Annotated in this window: 17 protein-coding genes; 5 read left to right on the forward strand and 12 right to left on the reverse strand. The window is 69.7% G+C overall.

The window, feature by feature from the left end; genetic code table 11:
- The first annotated feature begins 20 nt into the window (after positions 1–20).
- Positions 21–620, forward strand: a complete 600-nt coding sequence (locus tag KFLA_RS26045; RefSeq protein ID WP_012922821.1) for a TetR/AcrR family transcriptional regulator — start codon at positions 21–23, stop codon at positions 618–620.
- Between the two features lie 35 nt (positions 621–655).
- On the opposite strand, the gene KFLA_RS26050 is transcribed toward KFLA_RS26045, so the two are convergent.
- Entirely contained in the window at positions 656–1,285 is a 630-nt protein-coding gene (locus KFLA_RS26050; protein ID WP_012922822.1) for a maleylpyruvate isomerase family mycothiol-dependent enzyme, read from the reverse strand.
- 78 nt (positions 1,286–1,363) lie between these two features.
- Between KFLA_RS26050 and KFLA_RS26055 the strand changes: the two genes are divergently transcribed.
- Together KFLA_RS26055 and KFLA_RS26060 are read left to right on the forward strand one after the other, a co-directional pair.
- The gene (locus KFLA_RS26055) at positions 1,364–1,798 is read left to right on the forward strand and encodes a MarR family winged helix-turn-helix transcriptional regulator (RefSeq protein WP_012922823.1); all 435 of its coding nucleotides are present in this window, start codon (positions 1,364–1,366) and stop codon (positions 1,796–1,798) included.
- Between the two features lie 41 nt (positions 1,799–1,839).
- Positions 1,840–2,148 carry an ArsR/SmtB family transcription factor gene (locus tag KFLA_RS26060; RefSeq protein ID WP_012922824.1) on the forward strand — a complete coding sequence of 103 codons (309 nt, stop codon included), beginning with the start codon at positions 1,840–1,842 and terminating at the stop codon, positions 2,146–2,148.
- 26 nt (positions 2,149–2,174) lie between these two features.
- On the opposite strand, the gene KFLA_RS26065 is transcribed toward KFLA_RS26060, so the two are convergent.
- The 8 genes from KFLA_RS26065 to KFLA_RS26100 all read right to left on the reverse strand — a co-directional run bounded on the left by KFLA_RS26065 (position 2,175) and on the right by KFLA_RS26100 (position 11,135).
- On the reverse strand, positions 2,175–3,188 hold the full coding sequence (locus KFLA_RS26065) for a LacI family DNA-binding transcriptional regulator (protein ID WP_012922825.1): 1,014 nt from the start codon (positions 3,186–3,188) through the stop codon (positions 2,175–2,177).
- Positions 3,185–4,600: a GH1 family beta-glucosidase gene (locus KFLA_RS26070; RefSeq protein ID WP_012922826.1), complete on the reverse strand. Its 1,416-nt coding sequence runs from the start codon at positions 4,598–4,600 to the stop codon at positions 3,185–3,187. Before KFLA_RS26070 ends, KFLA_RS26065 begins: the two co-directional genes overlap by 4 nt.
- Entirely contained in the window at positions 4,597–5,439 is an 843-nt protein-coding gene (locus KFLA_RS26075) for a carbohydrate ABC transporter permease (RefSeq protein ID WP_012922827.1), read from the reverse strand. The genes KFLA_RS26070 and KFLA_RS26075 overlap by 4 nt, the downstream gene beginning before the upstream one ends.
- Entirely contained in the window at positions 5,436–6,398 is a 963-nt protein-coding gene (locus tag KFLA_RS26080; RefSeq protein WP_012922828.1) for a carbohydrate ABC transporter permease, read from the reverse strand. The genes KFLA_RS26075 and KFLA_RS26080 overlap by 4 nt, the downstream gene beginning before the upstream one ends.
- Positions 6,395–7,696: an extracellular solute-binding protein gene (locus KFLA_RS26085; protein WP_012922829.1), complete on the reverse strand. Its 1,302-nt coding sequence runs from the start codon at positions 7,694–7,696 to the stop codon at positions 6,395–6,397. The genes KFLA_RS26080 and KFLA_RS26085 overlap by 4 nt, the downstream gene beginning before the upstream one ends.
- Positions 7,697–7,954: 258 nt before the next feature.
- Entirely contained in the window at positions 7,955–8,308 is a 354-nt protein-coding gene (locus tag KFLA_RS26090) for a VOC family protein (RefSeq protein ID WP_012922830.1), read from the reverse strand.
- Positions 8,309–8,312: 4 nt separating this feature from the next.
- Positions 8,313–9,134 (reverse strand): MerR family transcriptional regulator, encoded by an 822-nt coding sequence (locus tag KFLA_RS26095; protein WP_012922831.1) that lies wholly within the window; start codon positions 9,132–9,134, stop codon positions 8,313–8,315.
- 102 nt (positions 9,135–9,236) lie between these two features.
- On the reverse strand, positions 9,237–11,135 hold the full coding sequence (locus KFLA_RS26100; protein ID WP_012922832.1) for a ricin-type beta-trefoil lectin domain protein: 1,899 nt from the start codon (positions 11,133–11,135) through the stop codon (positions 9,237–9,239).
- Between the two features lie 284 nt (positions 11,136–11,419).
- On the opposite strand from KFLA_RS26100, the gene KFLA_RS26105 reads away from it, so the two are divergent.
- Complete coding sequence (locus KFLA_RS26105) at positions 11,420–12,712, forward strand: glycoside hydrolase family 16 protein (RefSeq protein ID WP_012922833.1); 1,293 nt, start codon at positions 11,420–11,422, stop codon at positions 12,710–12,712.
- Positions 12,713–12,733: 21 nt separating this feature from the next.
- Here KFLA_RS26105 and KFLA_RS26110 read toward each other — a convergent pair whose 3' ends face one another.
- Positions 12,734–13,867: an epoxide hydrolase family protein gene (locus KFLA_RS26110; protein ID WP_012922834.1), complete on the reverse strand. Its 1,134-nt coding sequence runs from the start codon at positions 13,865–13,867 to the stop codon at positions 12,734–12,736.
- A 137-nt stretch (positions 13,868–14,004) separates the two neighbouring features.
- Between KFLA_RS26110 and KFLA_RS26115 the strand changes: the two genes are divergently transcribed.
- Entirely contained in the window at positions 14,005–14,967 is a 963-nt protein-coding gene (locus KFLA_RS26115; protein ID WP_012922835.1) for an RNA polymerase subunit sigma-70, read from the forward strand.
- Here the strand turns inward: KFLA_RS26115 and KFLA_RS26120 are convergent.
- Positions 14,942–16,285: a GH1 family beta-glucosidase gene (locus KFLA_RS26120; RefSeq protein WP_012922836.1), complete on the reverse strand. Its 1,344-nt coding sequence runs from the start codon at positions 16,283–16,285 to the stop codon at positions 14,942–14,944. The genes KFLA_RS26115 and KFLA_RS26120 overlap by 26 nt on opposite strands.
- Before the next feature lie 99 nt (positions 16,286–16,384).
- Positions 16,385–17,569: an ROK family transcriptional regulator gene (locus tag KFLA_RS26125; protein WP_237706595.1), complete on the reverse strand. Its 1,185-nt coding sequence runs from the start codon at positions 17,567–17,569 to the stop codon at positions 16,385–16,387.
- Positions 17,570–17,579: the final 10 nt, after the last annotated feature.

The raw sequence follows: 17,579 nt of genomic DNA on the forward strand, positions 1-17,579 counted from the left end.
AGCTTGATAGTGTCTACCACATGTCGGGGCTCCGGGAACGCCGCAAGGCCGAAACCCGCCAGGCGATCCAGCGCCGGGCGGTCCGGATGTTCCGCCGCAGCGGCTACGACGCGACGACTGTGAACGACATCGCCGACGCGGCCGGCGTGTCCGCGATGACCGTCTACCGGCACTTCCCCACCAAAGAGGACCTGGTCCTCTGGGACGAGTTCACCCCGGTCAGCGTCGCCGCCCTGACCAGCAGTCCGGCCGGCCGTCCGCTCGCCCGGCGCATCGGCGACGCGCTGATCGAGACGGCCCGGGTCGCGACCAGTTCCGACCGGCACTCGACGGCCGAGCGCGATCTGCTGCTCGCCCGGCTCCAGCTGATGATCGAGGTCCCCGCCCTCCGCGCCCGCCACCTCGACAACCAGTACGCCGCGCAGAACGCCATCGTCACCGCGCTCTGCGGCGACGAGCCCGATCCCGCCGAGGAGTTCGAGATCCGCGCGGTGTCCGGGGCGTGCCTCGGCGCCAGCCACATCGCCCTCGTCCACTGGGCCCGCACCGACGGCACCACCGACCTACCGACCCTGATCCGCCAAGCCCTCGCCGCAGCTTTCCCAGCAGATTTCGCCTGAGCACTCGCTCGCGCCCTGACGTCCCGCGAGGAGTTCTACCGGTCGGTGAGATGCGAAACCCCGCTGCCGGTCAACTGCGGCGTGACGTGCGTGCGACCGCTGAGCAGCTGCAGCAGCGCCGCGATCGGGCCGCGGAGCTCCGCGCCGGAGCCTGCCGACCAGTCGACGTCCGTGGCAACCAGCCGTACGCCGGCGAACCGCCGACGCGCCTTGAACGGGAACGACTTCACCCAGATCCGGTCCGCCGCGGCCCGGGCCGCCTCCGGGGGCATCAGCCGGCGAATGCCCAGTGGCACGGCGATGTCCTGGCCGTGGATGAGCACGTCGAGCAGCGGATCCATCGGCACGGTGCCGACCGGCCGGCGCCGCGAACCGGCGTACCGGTCGTACTGCGCGAGGATCTCCCCCGGGCTGTACGTCGCCCCGGCGCGCCGGGCCTCGTCGAAGACGAACCGGTTGAAGTCTCCGCGGGCCCGCACCATGCCGGCGACCACCGGCAGGACCCGCGCCTGCGGTGACGAGATCACGTGCGCGGCGACGTCCTGGACGCTCCAGCCCGGACAGAGCGACGGCGTCCGCCACTGCTCGGCAGTGAGACCGGCGAGCAGCTCCGCAAGGCTCACCCGCTCCGCCTCGACGTACGTCCAGATCTCCTCGGTGCGCATTCCGATCACCCAGCTCGCATTAGTAAGCTTCTCTGACCAAATTAGACAGCTTCTCTGACCACTGGTCAAGATGGTCGGGTGCCGGACGAGCTGAATCTCGGGTTGCTGCTGTTCATCCCGTACCGCGCTCTGGAGAGCCGGGTGTTCGAGGCGCTGGCGGCCGCCGGGTTCGACGACTTCACCCCGGCGCAGGCACGGGTCTTCCAGCGAATCGGCCGGAACGGGACTCGACTGACCGAACTGGCCGACCAGGCCCAGGTGACCAAGCAGACGGCCGGCTTCCTGGTCGACCAGTTGGAACGCGCCGGCTACGTCCGCCGGACGCCCGACCCGACCGACGCCCGGGCCCGGCTGGTGCAGATCGCCGACCGCGGCCGCCGGACGATCCCGGTCGCCGCGGCAGCCGTCGCCGAGGTCGAGGCCGAGTGGGTCGCCCACCTCGGCACGACCCGGGCCCGGCAGTTGCGCGAGGCGCTCACCAGCCTGCGTGAGATCACCGACCCGTACGCCTGACGGCCTGAGCCCGATCACGCCCGGCGGGTTATATTCCTGGTATGGCAACTACGTTCGAGGTGCTCGCGGAGCCGCGGCGGCGCGAGATCCTCGACCTGTTGCGCGGGGGCGAGCGGCCCGTCGGCGAGCTGGTCGACGCGCTGGAGCTGAGCCAGCCGGCGGTGTCGAAGCATCTGAAGGTGCTCCGGGACGCGGGGCTGGTCGAGGTCCGGCAGGACGCCCAGCGCCGCTGGTACCGGCTGCGGCCGGCGCCGCTCGCCGAGATCGACGCCTGGCTCGAGCCGTACCGCGATCTGTGGCGAGGCCGGCTCGACGCGCTGGAGGCTCACCTCGACCGGATGGACGACTGACCGAGCGGAACAGGCCTGCCAGGAACTCAGGCGCTGCCGCGGAGCTCCAGCTGCGTGTCGACGATGACGTGGGACTCGGTCGGCTCGTCCCCGCCCAGCTGCGCCAGCAACAGCCGGGTCATCTCCCGGCCCATCTCCTCGGTCGGCTGGAACACCGACGTCAGCGGCGGATCGGAGTTGCGGCCGGCCGGCGAACCGTCGAACCCGATCACCGCCACATCCTCCGGAATCCGGCGCCCGGAGGCCTTGAGCACCCGCATCGCCCCGAACGCCATCGGGTCGGAGGCGGCGAACACCGCGTCGAGCGCCGGCTCCCGGTCCAGCAACGCGGCCATCGCCTTGGCCCCGCTGTCCTCGCTGAAGTCGCCGTACTCGACCAGCTCGTCACCGGCGAGCTGGCGGAACCCCTGCAGCCGCGCGACTCCGGCGGACATGTCCTGCGGACCGGCGATGGAAGCGATCCGCCGTCGCCCCTGGTCCAGCAGGTACTGCGCCGCCTGGCGCGCCCCGGTCGCGTTGTCCGCGTCGACGAACGGGATGTCCCCGCCCTCCGGCCGCTGCTCACCTTCACCGAGCGGCTGCCCGCACAGCACCAGCGGCAGCCCGTTCTCCCGCACCCGCGCGGGCAGCGGATCGTCGGCGTGCTGCGACAGCATCAGCACCCCGTCGACGTGCTCCCGGCTCAGGAAGCGGGCGGCCCGGTCCCGCTCGATCGAGCTCTGCACCATGGACAACCACAGCTGCAGCTGCGTCTGCGCCATCGCCGTACTGATCCCGCGGACGATGCCGGCGAAGTACGGCTCCGAGAAGAGTCGCTCCCCCGGCTCGGAGATCACCAGCGCGACACAGTCGGTCCGCCTGGTGACCAGGTTGCGAGCGGCCCGGTTCGGCACGTAGCCGAGCTCTTCGACGGCCTTCAGCACCGCGGCCCGCGCCGCCGCGCTCACCTGGGACGACCCGTTCACCACCCGGGAGGCGGTGCCCCGCCCCACCCCCGCCCTGGCCGCGACGGTTTCGATGGTGGGACGGGTCCGGGTCATGTGGCTAGCCTGCCTCGGATCAGATCGGAGTACCAAAAAGCACTGCTTTTCGGCGTCCGGGTCTGCGTCGCGTAGTCGACGTGCACCAGGCCGAAGCGCCGTGCGTACCCCCAGGACCACTCGAAGTTGTCGAACAGCGACCAGCAGAAGTAGCCGCGCAACGGCACGCCCGCGTCGATGGCCGCCTGGCAGGCCCGCAGGTGACCGTCCAGGTAGGCGATCCGGTCGGGGTCGCGCACCAGCCCGTCGGCGTCCGGCGCGTCGGCGAAGGCCGCGCCGTTCTCGGTGACGTACAGCGGTACCGCCGGATACTCGCGGGCGACCCGCTCGAGCACGCGTCTGAGACCGTCGGCGTGGATCTCCCACCCCATCGCGGTGACCGGCAGCTCGCCCTTGAGAAAGCCGACGTGCTCACTGCCGGGCCACGGCGACGCCGCGCTGCCGACTCCTCCGCCGTGCCCGTCGTCGCCGTCGGTCTGGGCGCCGGCGACGACGTGCCGGCTGTAGTAGTTCACGCCGAGCAGGTCGAGCGGGGTGGAGATGACGTCCAGATCCCCGTCCCGAACGTGCTCGAAGCCGGTCACCGCGGCGAGATCCGCCATCACGTCGGCCGGGTAGGACCCGCGCAGCACCGGGTCGAGGAAGAAGCGGTTCTGCAGCCCGTCGATCCGCCGGGCCGCCTCCAGGTCGACCTCCCGCTCGCTGGCCGGCACCACGTCGTACAGGTTGATGGTGACGCCGACCTGGTGGCCACCGGAACGCAGCAGCCCTGCGGCCAGGCCGTGCCCGAGCATCAGGTGGTGCCCGGCGCGTACCGCCGCGGCGGGCTCCTGGCGGCCGGGCGCGTGAACGCCCGAGCCGTAGCCGAGAAACGCCGAGCACCACGGCTCGTTGAGCGTCGTCCACTGCTTGACCCGGTCCCCCAGCGCGGCGGCGATCGCCCCCGCGTAGTCGGCGAACCGCTCCGCCGTGTCGCGCACCGGCCAACCGCCCGCGTCCTCCAGCGGTTGCGGCAGGTCCCAGTGGTACAAGGTGGGCCACGGCTCGATCCCGGCCTCCAGCAGCTCGTCGATCAGCCGGGAGTAGAAGTCGACGCCGCGCTGGTTGAGCGCACCGCGCCCGGTCGGCTGGACCCGCGGCCAGGCGATCGAGAACCGGTAGGCCTGCAGGCCGAGGTCGGCCATCACCGCGACGTCGTCGCGGTACCGGTCGTAGTGCTCGATCGCGACGTCGCCGGTGTCGCCGCCGAGCACCCGGCCCGGCGCGTGCGAGAAGGTGTCCCAGATCGACGGACCACGGCCGCCGGCGGCCACCGCGCCCTCGACCTGGTACGCCGCGGTGGCAGCGCCGAACAGGAATCCGGTGGGCAGTTGCAGTCCGGCGCCGGGCTGGGTCTGGCTGTCGGTCGTCACGACTTGATCGCACCTTCCATGATGCCGCCGATGATCTGGCGGCCGAACAGGATGAACACCGCGAGCAGGGGCAGCGTGGCCAGCGCCGTCGCCGCGAAGACCTGCGCGTAGTCGGTGTAGTACGCCGTCGCCAGCAGGCTGAGCGACAGCTGAACGGTCGGGGTGTTGGCGTCCAGAACGGCGTACGGCCAGATGAACTCGTTCCAGGTCTGCATGAACGTGAGCAGGCCGAGCACCGCCGCGGCCGGCCGCAGGATGGGCAGCACGACGTTCCAGTAGATCCGGAAGGTCGAGCAACCGTCGACCCGGGCGGCCTCCACCAGCTCGTCCGAGATCGCCTCGGCGGCGTACTGGCGCATCATGAACACGCCGAACCCGCTGACCAGGAACGGCACGATCACCGCTTGCAGCGTCCCGTTCCAGCCGATCTTCACCATCAGCATGTAGAGCGGGATCAGCCCCAGCTGGACCGGCACCATCATCGTGCCGACGATCACCAGCAGCAGCCCGTTGCGGCCGCGGAACCGCAGCTTGGCGAAGGCGAAGCCGGCCAGCGTGGAGAAGAACACCACCGACAGGGTGACGACGCTGGAGACCACCAGCGAGTTCACCAGCCCGTAGGCGAAGGCAGCGTGCTCGTTGGCAAACACCCGGCCGACGTTGTCGGCCAGCGCGCCGCCGGGCAGCAGCGGCGGCGGTACGTCGTTGATCACGTCGTTGGTCCGGGTGGCCACGACGAACATCCAGTAGATCGGGAACAGCGACAGCACGCAGCCGACGACCAGCGCCAGGTACGTCGCCGGGCTGGTCCGCCACAGCCGGATCGAGGCGGCCCTCATCGCGCCCACCTCGCGGCCCGCCGCACGATCACCAGGTTGATCAGCGAGAACACCACGATCAGGCCGAACAGCGACCAGGCGATCGCGGCACCGTAGCCGTACTGGAAACGCTGGAACGCCGTCTCGTACATGTACATGGTGACGGTCTGGAACTGGCCGAGCGTGCCGCCGAGCATCTTGCCGTTGCCGAAGATCACCGGCTCGGTGAACAGCTGCAGCCCACCGATCGTGGAGATGATCACGGTGAACACCAGCGTCGGGCGCAGCAACGGAACGGTGATCCGCCAGAACTGCTGCCACGGGGCCGCGCCGTCCAGCGAGGCCGACTCGTAGAGGTCCTTGGGGATCGCCTGCATCGCGCCGAGCAGGATCAGCGTGTTGTAGCCGGTCCAGCGCCAGTCGACCATCACCGCGATCGCGATCCAGCTCGACCAGGTGTTGGCCTGCCAGTCCACCGCGTCCAGGCCGAAGGTGGTGATCACGTAGTTGACCAGGCCGACGTCGCGAGCGAACAGCTGCCCGAAGACGATGCCGACGGCGGCCACCGAGGTGACGTTGGGAATCAGCACGCCCATCCGGAAGAACGTCCGGGCGCGGATCTTGCGGTTGAGCAGGTTCGCCACCGCCAGCGCCATCAGCAGCTGCGGCACGGTGGCGATCACGAAGATGCCGACGGTGTTCTTCAGCGCGTTCCAGAAGTCCGGGTCCGCGAACAGCGCGGTGTAGTTGCCGAAGCCGACGAAGGTGTGCTCACCGATCAGGTGCCAGTCGTGCAGCGACACCCAGCCGGTGTAGACCAGCGGGAACGCGCCGAAGACCGCGAACAGGACGAAGAACGGCGCGATGAAGAAGTACGGCGCGAACCTCACGTCCGCGCGGGTCAGCCGGGAGCGCCAGGGAACCCGGTCGCCGGCGGCACGCGCTGCCGCCGACGACCGGATGACGCTGGAAGAGGTCACTTCGCCTCTTTGGCAGCGGTCTTCAGCGCCTGCTGCCACGCCTTGTCAGCGCTGAGCTTGCCCTGCTCGACGGCCTGCATGGCCGGCTCGAAGGCACGCTCCTTGACGGCCTGGTGCTTGGGACCGAGCACCAGCGGCTTCAGCGACTTCGCGCCGTTGCCGAAGATCTTGCCCACCGGCGCCTTCGAGAAGTAGTCGTTGGTGAGCGCCTGGAACGCCGGGTCGTCCAGCGCCTTGGGCGACGACGGCAGCGGACCGGCCTCCTTGAACGCGGCCACCTGGCCGGTCGGGCTGGTCAGGAACTTGGCCAGCTCGTAGGCCTCCTTCGGGTGCTTGCTCTGGGTCGGCACCGCAAGCCAGGAACCACCCCAGTTGCCACCGCCACCAGGCACCGCGGCAACGTCCCACTTGCCGGCGTTCGCGGCGCCGGAGTTCGTCTTGATGATGCCGAGCATCCACGACGGGCACATGGTGACCGCGAAGCTGCCGTTCTTGAAGCCGGCCTCCCAGTCCTTCGACCAGGTCGCGACCTTGGCGCTGACGCCTTCGGAGACCATCTTCATCGAGGTGTCCCAGGCCTGCTTCACGACCGGGTTGGAGTCCGCGATCAGCTTGTTGTCGCGGTCGTAGAAGTTCGTCTCGCCCGCCTGCGACAGCATCGCGCTGAAGCTGGTGGTGACCGAGTCGACGAAGCCCTTGGCACCGGTGTTCGCGGCGGTGAACTTCTTGCCGGTACTGATGAAGCCGTCCCAGGTCGGCCACAGCTTCGACACCGCGTCGCGGTCGGTCGGCAGGCCGGCCTTGGCGAACAGGTCCTTGCGGTAGCAGACGGCCAGACCGCCCACGTCGGTTCCGAGCCCGATCAGCGGCCCGTCCGCGCCGACCTTGCCGAGGTCCCACTTCCACGGCAGGAAGTCGCCCTGCTGGGCGGCCGCGCCGTGGTCGAGCAGGTTGACGAAGTTCTGCGGCTGGGTCTTGAACTCGTTGAGAATGCCCTCCTCGAGCGCCACCACGTCCCCGGCGCCGGTCCCGGCGGCCAGGTACTGGGTCAGCTTGGGCTTGTAGTCGTCGAGCTTCTGCACGCTGCGCAACTCGACCTTCACGTTCGGATTCTGCTGCTGGTACTGCGCGACCAGCGCCTTGTAGCCGAAGTCGCCGAACGTGTCGACGACCAGGTTGACCTGGCCACCGTCCGCCGCCGGTACGGCGTCACCCGTGTCCTTGCTGCATGCCCCGACCATGCCCAAAGCCGTCACGGCAGCCGCCGTGACCGCCAGGAACCGCTTGCTCTGGCTCATTCGCCTGACCCCTCCTCGGTGTTCGACGCGCTCGATCTGGGAGCGCTCCCAAGAGCGTCGCGGCCGATCACCGAGCTGTCAAGAGTTCAGTGGGAGCGTTCCCAAATCGAGTCCGAGAGGTCCTGCGTCACGAAAAGCACCCCGGCAGTCCTCCTGCCGGGGTGCGTGGGCCGGGGTCCGCGCTGCCGCCCTGCCGCCCTGCCGAGCGGCCGGGCGGCCGGGCGGCCGGCGGCCGGGCGGCCGGTGGAGGAACCGGGGTCAGTGGGCCTCGGCGAGGTCGAAGACGTTGCCCTCGGGATCGGTCAGCGTGACCCAGTGCACGCCGTACTCGGTGAACTCTCCGTGCCGCTTCGCGCCCAGCGACACCAGCCGGTCGACCTCGGCGGCCCAGTCGGTGCTGGCGAGGTCGAAGTGCAGCCGGTTCTTCGTCCCGGACGGCTGCTCGGGGACCTTCAGGAACATCATCGCCGGGCCGCCGGCGGTCCGCTGCACGGTGGCGGCGTACTCGTTGCTGCCGGCCTCGACCTCGGTCTCCAGCACGTTGGCCCAGAACGTGGCCAGGGCGAGGACGTCGGAGCAGTCGACGGCGATCTGCTCGAGGGTGACGGACATGAATTCAGCCTTTCGTCGCAGGGATCCGCTGGATCGGCCAGCAGACTTCGGTGCGGAACTGGGTCGGATCGGTGGTGTCGCCCGGACCGACGACGTACAGCTCGCGGATCGGGCCGGGGGCGATCTCGTTGTACTGCGCGACGTGGCTGCCGAGAGCGCCGTACGTGCGGTCGAAGTCGGCGAACGGACCGGCGTGCACCCCGACCGCGAAGAAGGCGGCCGGCAGGTCGACGAGCTCGACTCCTTCGCGAGGCGCCTGGTCCGGCGCGACCGGAAGGAAGCCGACCACCTCGCCGACGTCGTCGGTGAAGAACTCGTCGCCGTACGTCGCGCCCATGGTGGCGGTGATTTCCTCGCGGCCGGCGAGCGCGGCGAGGCGGCCGAAGGTGGCGGCGCACCAGGTGTCGATGTGGTCGCGGTGCACGCGGTCGGTGACGGCGAACGCGCGGAAGGCCGGCACGAAACGGTACTCGACCTCGAGCTGGGTGACCGGGAGGGTGAGCATCGAGCGGAGCGAGCTGACCACCTGCTGGGTGCGGTTCAGCTCCTGCTCCATCCGCTCGAGGTGGAGGCGCAGAGTCTGGTCGCGGGTGGTGACATCGGGGGCCTCGACGACCTCGCGCACCTGGGCAAGCGGCATCTGCAGCTCACGGAGGCGGCGGATCAGCTGCGCGGTCGGCACCTGGGTGATCCGGTACCGCCGGTAGCCCGACGAGGGATCGATCAGGGCCGGGGCGAGCAGGCCGATGTCGTGGTAGTGGTGCAGCGTCTTCACGCTGAGATGAGTGAGCCGGGAGAACTCCCCGATGGTCACCGAAGCCGTCATGCCCCCAGGCTGCACCCTCCGGTCACCGGAGTGTCAAACCGCAGGTCAGCAACAGATCGGCCGCGTCCGGAGACGCGGCCGATCGACGAGCCGGGGTGAGGGTCAGACGGTCCATTTCTGGTTGGCGGCGCCGGTGCAGCTCCAGATCTGCAGCGGGGTGGCATTGGCGGAGTTGCTGCCGGTGACGTCGAGGCACTTGTTGGCCTGCGGATTCACCAGGTCCCTTCCCGCGGTCTGGTTCCACTGCTGGGCGGCGCTGCCGTTGCAGGTGTAGAGCTGGACCCTGGAACCGTCAGCCGTGCCACCGCCGGCGACATCCAGGCACTTGCCGAGCGCGCGTACCGTCCCATCACCAGGCCGCGTCCACTGCTGTGCCGCACTGCCGTTGCAGTCGTAGAGCTGCACCGCCGTGCCGTCAGCCGAGTTCGCGCCCGCAACATCGACGCACTTTCCGGCCAGCCCGGTGATCTGTCCGCCGGTCCCACCGCCACCGCTCTGCGCACCTGACCAGGTGAAGGTGGCCGAGGTCTTGGTCGGCAGCGTGTAGACGAACGACTGGCTGCCCCAGTTCACCCGCACCGACTGCGAGCTCCCGGTCGTGTTGAACGCGATCAGCGCCTTCGAGCCGTCGGGGTTCTTCCACGCCACGTTCTTGACCGCGGTGTTCGCGGTCGACTCGATCCGCGCCGCACCCGGCTTCACGAACTTCGTCAGGTGGCCCATCGTGTAGTACTCGATCGTCTTGTCCACCTGCCCGGCCCGCGGACCACCCCGCTGGACCGTCACCAGTCCCGTGCACACGTTGCACCCGGCACCGACGTACGGAAGCATGTTCTGGTCCAGCGCGAGGCTCCACTTCACCCAGGACTTGCTCCAGTTGCGGGTGTAGTCGATCAGGTTGTTCATGTCCTCGACCTGCTGGTTCGGGATCCAGGTACCACCGGAGTGCTCGGTCATGTAGTGGTTCACGGCCGGGTACTGGTTGTGCACGGTGGTCTGCAGGTTCACGTCACCGCCGTACCCGTGCCACGCGATCCCGCCGAACAGCGGGTCGTTGCGCAGCGCGGCGTCGGCCAGCGGGACCGAGCCGAGGTCGTCGTAGTTGCCCCAGTTGTAGTCCAGGATCATCACCTTCGTGGTGATGCCGGCCGCCCGGAACGCCGGCAGCAGGTGGTTCTTGGTGAACTCGAGCAGGCCCGCGCCGTTCCAGTTCATCGAGGCGTAGCCGGTGTCGTCGGTGCCGCAGCAGGTCGGCTCGTTCTGCACCGAGACGTAGTCGATGTGGTTGCCGGCAGCCTCGTTCTGCTGCACGTACTTGACGAAGTACTGGGCGTACGTCGGGTAGTGCTCCCACTTCAGCCAGCCGCGGTTGGTGAACTTGTTGTTGTCCTTCATCCAGGCCGGTGCGCTCCACGGGGCGCCCTTCACCTTCAGCGCCGGGTTCAGCTGCTTGGCCTGCTTGGTCAGCGGGACGACGTCGGCCAGGTCGTGGTTGATGGTGAAGTCGTTCAGGTCGCAGCAGGTGTCGTCGTAGGAGTAGTTGAACCGGGCCAGGTCGGAGGCGCCCATCGGGTTGCGGGTGAAGGCCAGGCCGATCCCGTTGACCGGGTCGAACAGGTCCTTCATCACCTGGTTGCGGGTGGTGGCGCTGATCGTGTTGCTGCTGTTCAGCAGCCAGGCGGCGCTGTCGGTGAACGACGCACCGCCGCCCTCGAAGGTCTGGTACGTCGTGTTCTCGTTGACCGTGACGGTGTGGCCGGCGGTGCCGCCGGCGGGGCCGAAGCTGATCGGCGTCTGCTGCTGCAGGCCGCGGGTGACGTTGCGGCCACCGGCATCGTTGGTGGTGGTCAGCCAGACGTTGACCTGCTCGCCCGCGGCGTACGCCGGGGCCGGGCCGCCGACGCTGAGACCGGCGGCGACGACCGCGAGGGCCGCGAAGCCGGCCAGTACGGGCAGGGAACGTCGTCGTCCGGGGCGGTGACGACGAAGGGTCCTGGGCATGGCGGATCTCCCTTTTGCTCAAGGGCTTTCACAGGGTGGAGGAGAACCCCGGGTGCCGGCGTCTGCCCGCGCCGCAACAGGTGGTCACCAGCAGACAACCATCGGTGACCAGCGGTGTCAACGCCGTGCACCCACTTTTTTCACGACTTATATTTATACCTGGCCTTGACGTGAGAACGTTCTCACAGCAAGCTCCCTCCCAGCGATTCCCTGTCTCGTTCCCGTCCCGCCCCCGCCCCCTCGGCCGGACCGCCCCTTCTCCGGCCGCGAGAAATGAGGCTCGCATGAGGTTCCCGCGTTCCCGGTTCCGGGCTGCCGCCCTGCTCGCCGCAGGCTCCGCAGTGCTCGGCACCGCCCTGCTCCAGTCCCCCGCCACCGCCACCACCCCGACCGCGGAGACCGCTTCCGCGCGGGCCGGCGCCGCCGCCTCGGCGTATGCCGCCGCAGCCGTCGGTCCGGTGGTTTGGTCCGACGAGTTCAACGCCGCCGCCGGTACCCCGCCGGACCAGAGCAAGTGGCGGTACGACATCGGTGGTCACGGCTGGGGCAACAACGAACGGCAGTACTACACCAACAGCACCCGCAACTCCGCCCACGACGGCAACGGCAACCTGGTGATCACCGCCCGCCGGGAGAGTGGTGGCTTCCAGTGCCACTACGGCCCGTGCGAATACACCTCGGCCCGGCTGCTCACCGCGTCGACCTTCACCCGGACGTACGGCCGGTTCGAGGCCCGGATGAAGCTGCCCCGGACGCAGGGCCTGTGGCCGGCGTTCTGGATGCTCGGCACCGGCAACAACGGCTGGCCGGGCAACGGCGAGATCGACATCATGGAGAACATCGGCAAGGAGCCGAGCAACTCCTACGGCACCCTGCACGGCCCCGGCTACTCGGCCGGCGAGGCGATCAGCTCGCGCTACACGCTGCCGAACGGGCAGCAGTTCGCCGACGGCTTCCACACCTTCACCGTCGACTGGGAGCCGAACGTCGTCACCTGGTACGTCGACGGCATCCAGTTCGCCCGCAAGACCCCGGCCGACCTCGGCGGCGACCCGTGGGTCTTCGACCACCCGTTCTTCATGATCATGAACGTCGCGGTCGGCGGCTACTGGCCCGGCTACCCCGACGCCAGCACGGTGATGCCGCAGACGATGACCGTCGACTGGGTCCGGGTCTCCAGCCTGACCAGCGGCGGCGGCAGCGGCGGCCAGATCACCGGCCTGGCCGGCAAGTGCCTCGATGTCGCCGGCGCCAACAGCGCCGACGGCACCACGGTTCAGCTGTACGACTGCAACGGCACCAACGCCCAGCAGTGGAGCCGTCCCGGTGACGGCACGATCCGGGCCCTGGGCAAGTGCCTGGACGTGGCCGGAGCCGGAACAGCCGACGGCACCCGGGTCCAGCTTGCCACCTGCAACGGCAACGCCGCCCAGCAGTGGGTGTACTCCGGCGCCCGGGATCTGGTGAATCCCCGGGCGAACAAGTGCCTCGATGTCACCGGCAACAATTCCGCCAACGCCACCCCGACGCAGATCTGGACCTGCACCGGCGGCGCGAACCAGAAGTGGAACGTCTGACCGAGACCCGTCGGTGAGCGATCACCGAAGGGTCCGGAAGAAGGCCGTGAGTTCCTCGACGAAGCGTTCCGGTTGCTCGATGGCCGGGAAGTGACCGCCGGACTCGGGCTCCCGCCACCAGCGGAGGTCCGAGTACCGGCGTTCGATCCAGGACCGCGGCATCCTGGCCGGCTCGTGCGGGTACTGGCTGACGCCGGTGGGCACCGGTACCTCGTCCAGTCGCTGGCGACGGAAGCTCTCCCAGTACAGCCGGGACGAGGACGCCGCGGAGGCGGACAGCCAGTAGTAGGTGACGTTGTCGAGCAGCCGGTCGCGGCTGATCGCGTTCTCCGGGTGACCGTCGCAGTCCGACCACTCCCGGAACTTCTCGACGATCCACAGACACTGCCCCGCCGGGGAGTCGGCGAGCGCGTACCCCAAGGTCTGCGGCCGTGTCGACTGCTGCGCGGAGTACCCGGTCCCTGTCTCGGCGAAGGCACGCCCGGCCGCCAGCACCCGCTGCTCGGCGTCGGTGAGTGGCTCGCCGTCTCCCGCGGGCGGTGCCGGCGCCACCGGCAAGGTGAGATGAAGCCCGGCCAGCCGTTGCGGCTCGTCCGTGCCCAGCGCCGACGTGACGAAGGATCCCCAGTCACTGCCGTGGGCGAAGTAGCGCTCGTAGCCGAGCTGGTCCATCAACTGGGCCCAGGCGCGCGCGATCCGTTCCACTCCCCATCCGGACACGGCCGGTTTGCCGCTGAAGCCGTAGCCCGGCATCGACGGGATCACCAGATGGAACGCGTCGGCCGGATCCGGGGGATCGACGAGCGCGTCGATCACGTCGAGGTACTCCACGACCGAGCTGGGCCAGCCGTTCGCCAGCAGCAACGGCCGCGCGCCGGCATGCCGGGAACGCACATGGAAGAAGTGGATGTCCACGGCGTCCTCGCCCTCGCCGTCCAGCTCGGTACGCCATTGCGGCAGGGCGTTCAGCTCCGCCTCCACGCGCCGCCAGTCGTAGCTGTTCGCCCAGTACCGGGTCAGCTCGCGGGCGTACTCCAGCGGCACCCCTTGGGTCCAGCCGTCAGCCGTCGCGGCCTCCGGCCACCGGGTCCGCGCCAACCGATCCCGCAGGTCGACCAGCTGTGCTTCGGCAACGGCGATGCGATCCGGCCTCACCGGGCACCACCGACCAGGTCGTTGGAGCAGTTCTGTGTTCATACCCGTTCAGACCAGCGCGGCCCCGCGGATTCGTCGCGGCGAATTCTGTCGGTGCCTCCGGTCTTTACTGGTGACACCTCCGAAGGGAACCAGCGATGACTCCGCAGACGATGGCCGACGAAGACTTCGTCCGGCTGGTGGCGCCGTACCGAGCCGAGCTGCTGGCCCACTGCCGGCGGCTGCTGCACGATCCGGCCGACGCGGAGGACCAGCTGCAGGAGACGCTGCTGCGCGCCTGGCGGTCGTACGGCGATTTCCAGGGCCGATCGTCGCTGCGCACCTGGTTGTACCGGATCGCCACGAACGTCTGCCTCACCGCGCTCGACCGCTCGGGCCGGGTGCCTCAACCGGTCGGGCTGCCGACCGACACGGACCAGCAGCCCGTGAATCCGCTGCTCGCGCCCCCGCGACTCACCGTCGATCCCGCCGACCTGATGGACACGCGCGAGGACAGCCGGCGCGCGATGCTGGTCGCCTGGACGCACCTGTCGGCGCAGCAGCGGGCCGTCCTGGTGCTTGCCGACGTCATGAGCTGGCCCGCCGCCGACATCGCGGACCTGCTCGGGACGTCATCGGCGGCGGTCTACAGCATGCTGCGCCGCGCACGGCGCAGCCTGGCCGAGGGCAGGACGACCGACACCGCCGGCGGCCCACCGGCGGAAGTCCAGCCGAGGCTCCTGGACGCTTACGCGCTCGCCTTCGAGAACGGCGACACCGACTCCCTGCTCAACCTGCTGACCGAGGACGCGGTCTACGAGCAGCATCCCGGCTCCACCCGGTTGGCCGGCCGGGCCGGCATTCTCCGCTTCCTCGCCTACTGCCCCGCCTTCGGTCAGTCCCGGCTCGTACCGGTCACCATCGATGACCTGCCCGGCTTCGCGGTGTACCGAGTCGCACCGGACGGCGCCTACCGGGCCCACAACCTGGACGTTCTGACGACCGACCGGAGCGGCTTCCGGCACATCGAGGTGATCGACGACCGCACTCTGTTCCAGCCGCTGGGTCTGCCGCTGACGCTGCCGGACGACCGGATCAGGCCTCGCGGTGGCCGCGGATGAGGTCGGCGTAGCGCTTGCCGCTGGTCTTCATCACCCGGGTGCCGGTCGGGTAGTCGACGTAGGCCAGGCCGAAGCGGGGCGCGTAGCCGTAGGCCCACTCGAAGTTGTCCATCAGCGACCAGGCGAAGTACCCGGCCAGCGGTGCGCCCTGCTCGACCGCGCGGACGCACGCCGCCAGATGCTCTTCCAGGTACGCCGTACGGTCGGGGTCGTCGACGGCGAACTCGGCGTCCGGCTGGTCCACCCAGGCCGAGCCGTTCTCGGTGACGTAGATCTTCTCGGCGCCGTACTCCTTGGCCAGCCGCAGGATCAGCTCCTCCAGCCCGGCCGGGTGGACCTCCCAGTCGATCATGGTGTGCTCGGCGTTCGGGCCCGGGACCTGGCTGAATCCCAGCACCGGAACGGATCCGTCGGCCTCGATGATCTGGCGGAAGTAGTAATTCAGCCCGATGAAGTCGGTCGGCGCCGCGATGATCTCGAGGTCTCCCGGCCGCTCCGGAAGCTCCACGCCGTACGTCTCGACCATGTCGGCCGGGAAGCCGCGGCCGGACGTGGGGTCGAGCCACCAGCGATTGATGTGCCCGTCGGCGATGCGCGCCGCCCGGATGTCCTCGGGGCTCTGACTGGCCGGCTCGCAGCCGCTGAGGTTGACCACCAGGCCGACTGCCGGCGGCTCGGGGCAGGCGTCGCGCAGCGCGGCGACACCGAGGCCGTGCGCCAGCAGCAGGTTGTACGACGCGCGGACGGCGATCGCGGGGTCGGTGATGCCCGGCGCCATCCGGCCTTCCCAGTGGCCGATCCAGGCCGAGCACAGCGGCTCGTTCAGCGTCACCCAGTCGCGGACCCGGTCGCCGAGCTTCGCGCCGACCACCGCGGCGTACTCGGCGAACCGGTACGCCGTGTCCCGGTTGTCCCAGCCGCCGAGATCCTGCAGTGCCTGCGGCAGATCCCAGTGGTACAAGGTGACGAAGGGCTTGATGCCCTCGGCAAGCAAGTCGTCGACGACCCGGTCGTAGTAGTCCAGACCGGCGGTGTTGACCGCGCCGGAGCCGGTCGGGATCACCCGCGGCCAGGCGATCGAGAACCGGTACGCGTCCACGCCGAGCTGCTTGAGCAGCGCCAGGTCCTCGGGCCAGCGGTGGTAGGAGTCGCACGCCACGTCACCGGTGTCACCGTTGTCGATCGCGCCGGGCACGCGGCAGAACGTGTCCCAGATCGACGGCAGCCGGCCGTCGTCGGCCACCGCGCCCTCGATCTGGTACGCCGAGGTGGCGGTACCCCAGACGAAGTCCTGCCGGAGCGGGGAGAGCTCGACCATCGGTGACCCCCAGAGGGTGAAGTGGTTTTTTCAAAGCATAGTTGAAGTCTTGAACCCCGGACAGCACGCGGTGGGTTCGCCATCGGCTCACGCAGCCAATCAGCTGGTCGTGAGCTTCCGGGTCACGCCGCCCTCGCGGAGCAGACGGAGCACAGGGAGAGTGGCGGCGCCGCGGGCCACCGCGTCGCTGCCGAGTTCGCACAGTTCGATGGCGACCTGGGCGTACGGGCGACGCAGGGCGTGCCGGCCGACGGCCTCCCGAAGCTGCGGCAGGTAGCGCTCGCCGAGCAGCAGGCCGGCCCAGCCGCCGAGCACGATGCGCTCGGGGTTGACGAGGTTGACCAGGTTCGCGAAGCCGGCGCCGAGATAGCCGATGGTGTCCTCGACCACCTTGGCCGCGACCTCCGACGTACCGACCGCCGCGAGCAGGGCGACGAACTCGGCTTCCTCGTCGTCGGTGGCGGCCGACGGCCCACCGGCCTCGCGGTACCGCTCCAGCACGGCTTCCGCGCCGACGTACGCCTCGAGGCAACCCAGCGCGCCGCAGCGGCACTGACGGCCGCCGTACATGATCGTCGTGTGGCCCCACTCCCCCGCGCTGCTGCGAGTACCGCGGTAGCTCGTGCCGCCGGTGACGAGCGCGGCACCGACACCTGAACCGACCAGCGCGACGACCGCGTCCGTCGCGCCCCGCCCGGCGCCGAACCACATCTCCGCCTGGCCGAGCGTGTTCGCGCCGTTGTCCACCTGAATGGGGATCTCGGTCCCGGCCGCGAGCATCGCGCCCAGCGGTACGCCGTCCCACCCGAGCGTCTGGGCGTGCACCACGGCGTCCGCAGGACCCTCGACCACCCCGGCAACGGCGACACCGAGACCGAGCACCCGCTCCTTGGCCACACCGGCTCCCGCGATCACTTCGTCGAGGCCCTGCAGCACGGAGCGGACGGCCAGCTCGGGGGCCGGCTTCGGCGTCTCGATCGGGGAGACGACGGTCGCGACCACGTTCATCGCGAGGTCGAACAGCTCCACCCGCACCCGGGTCTCACCGACCTCCGCGCCGACGACGTAGCCGAACGTCGGCGCGACCCGCAGCAGCACCCGGGGGCGACCTCCGTCGGACTCGACCGACCCGGCCTCCTCCACGACACCCTCGTCCAGCAGCTCGCCGACCAAGTTGCTCACACTGGCAGCGCTCAGCGACGTCTCGCGGCCGAGCTCGTACCGGCTCAGCGGTCCGTGGCGGTAGATGCTGGTCAGGATCACCGACCGGTTCGACCGCCGCATGTCGCGCACA

This window comes from Kribbella flavida DSM 17836 (genome assembly GCF_000024345.1).
Classification (GTDB): Bacteria; Actinomycetota; Actinomycetes; order Propionibacteriales; family Kribbellaceae; genus Kribbella; species Kribbella flavida.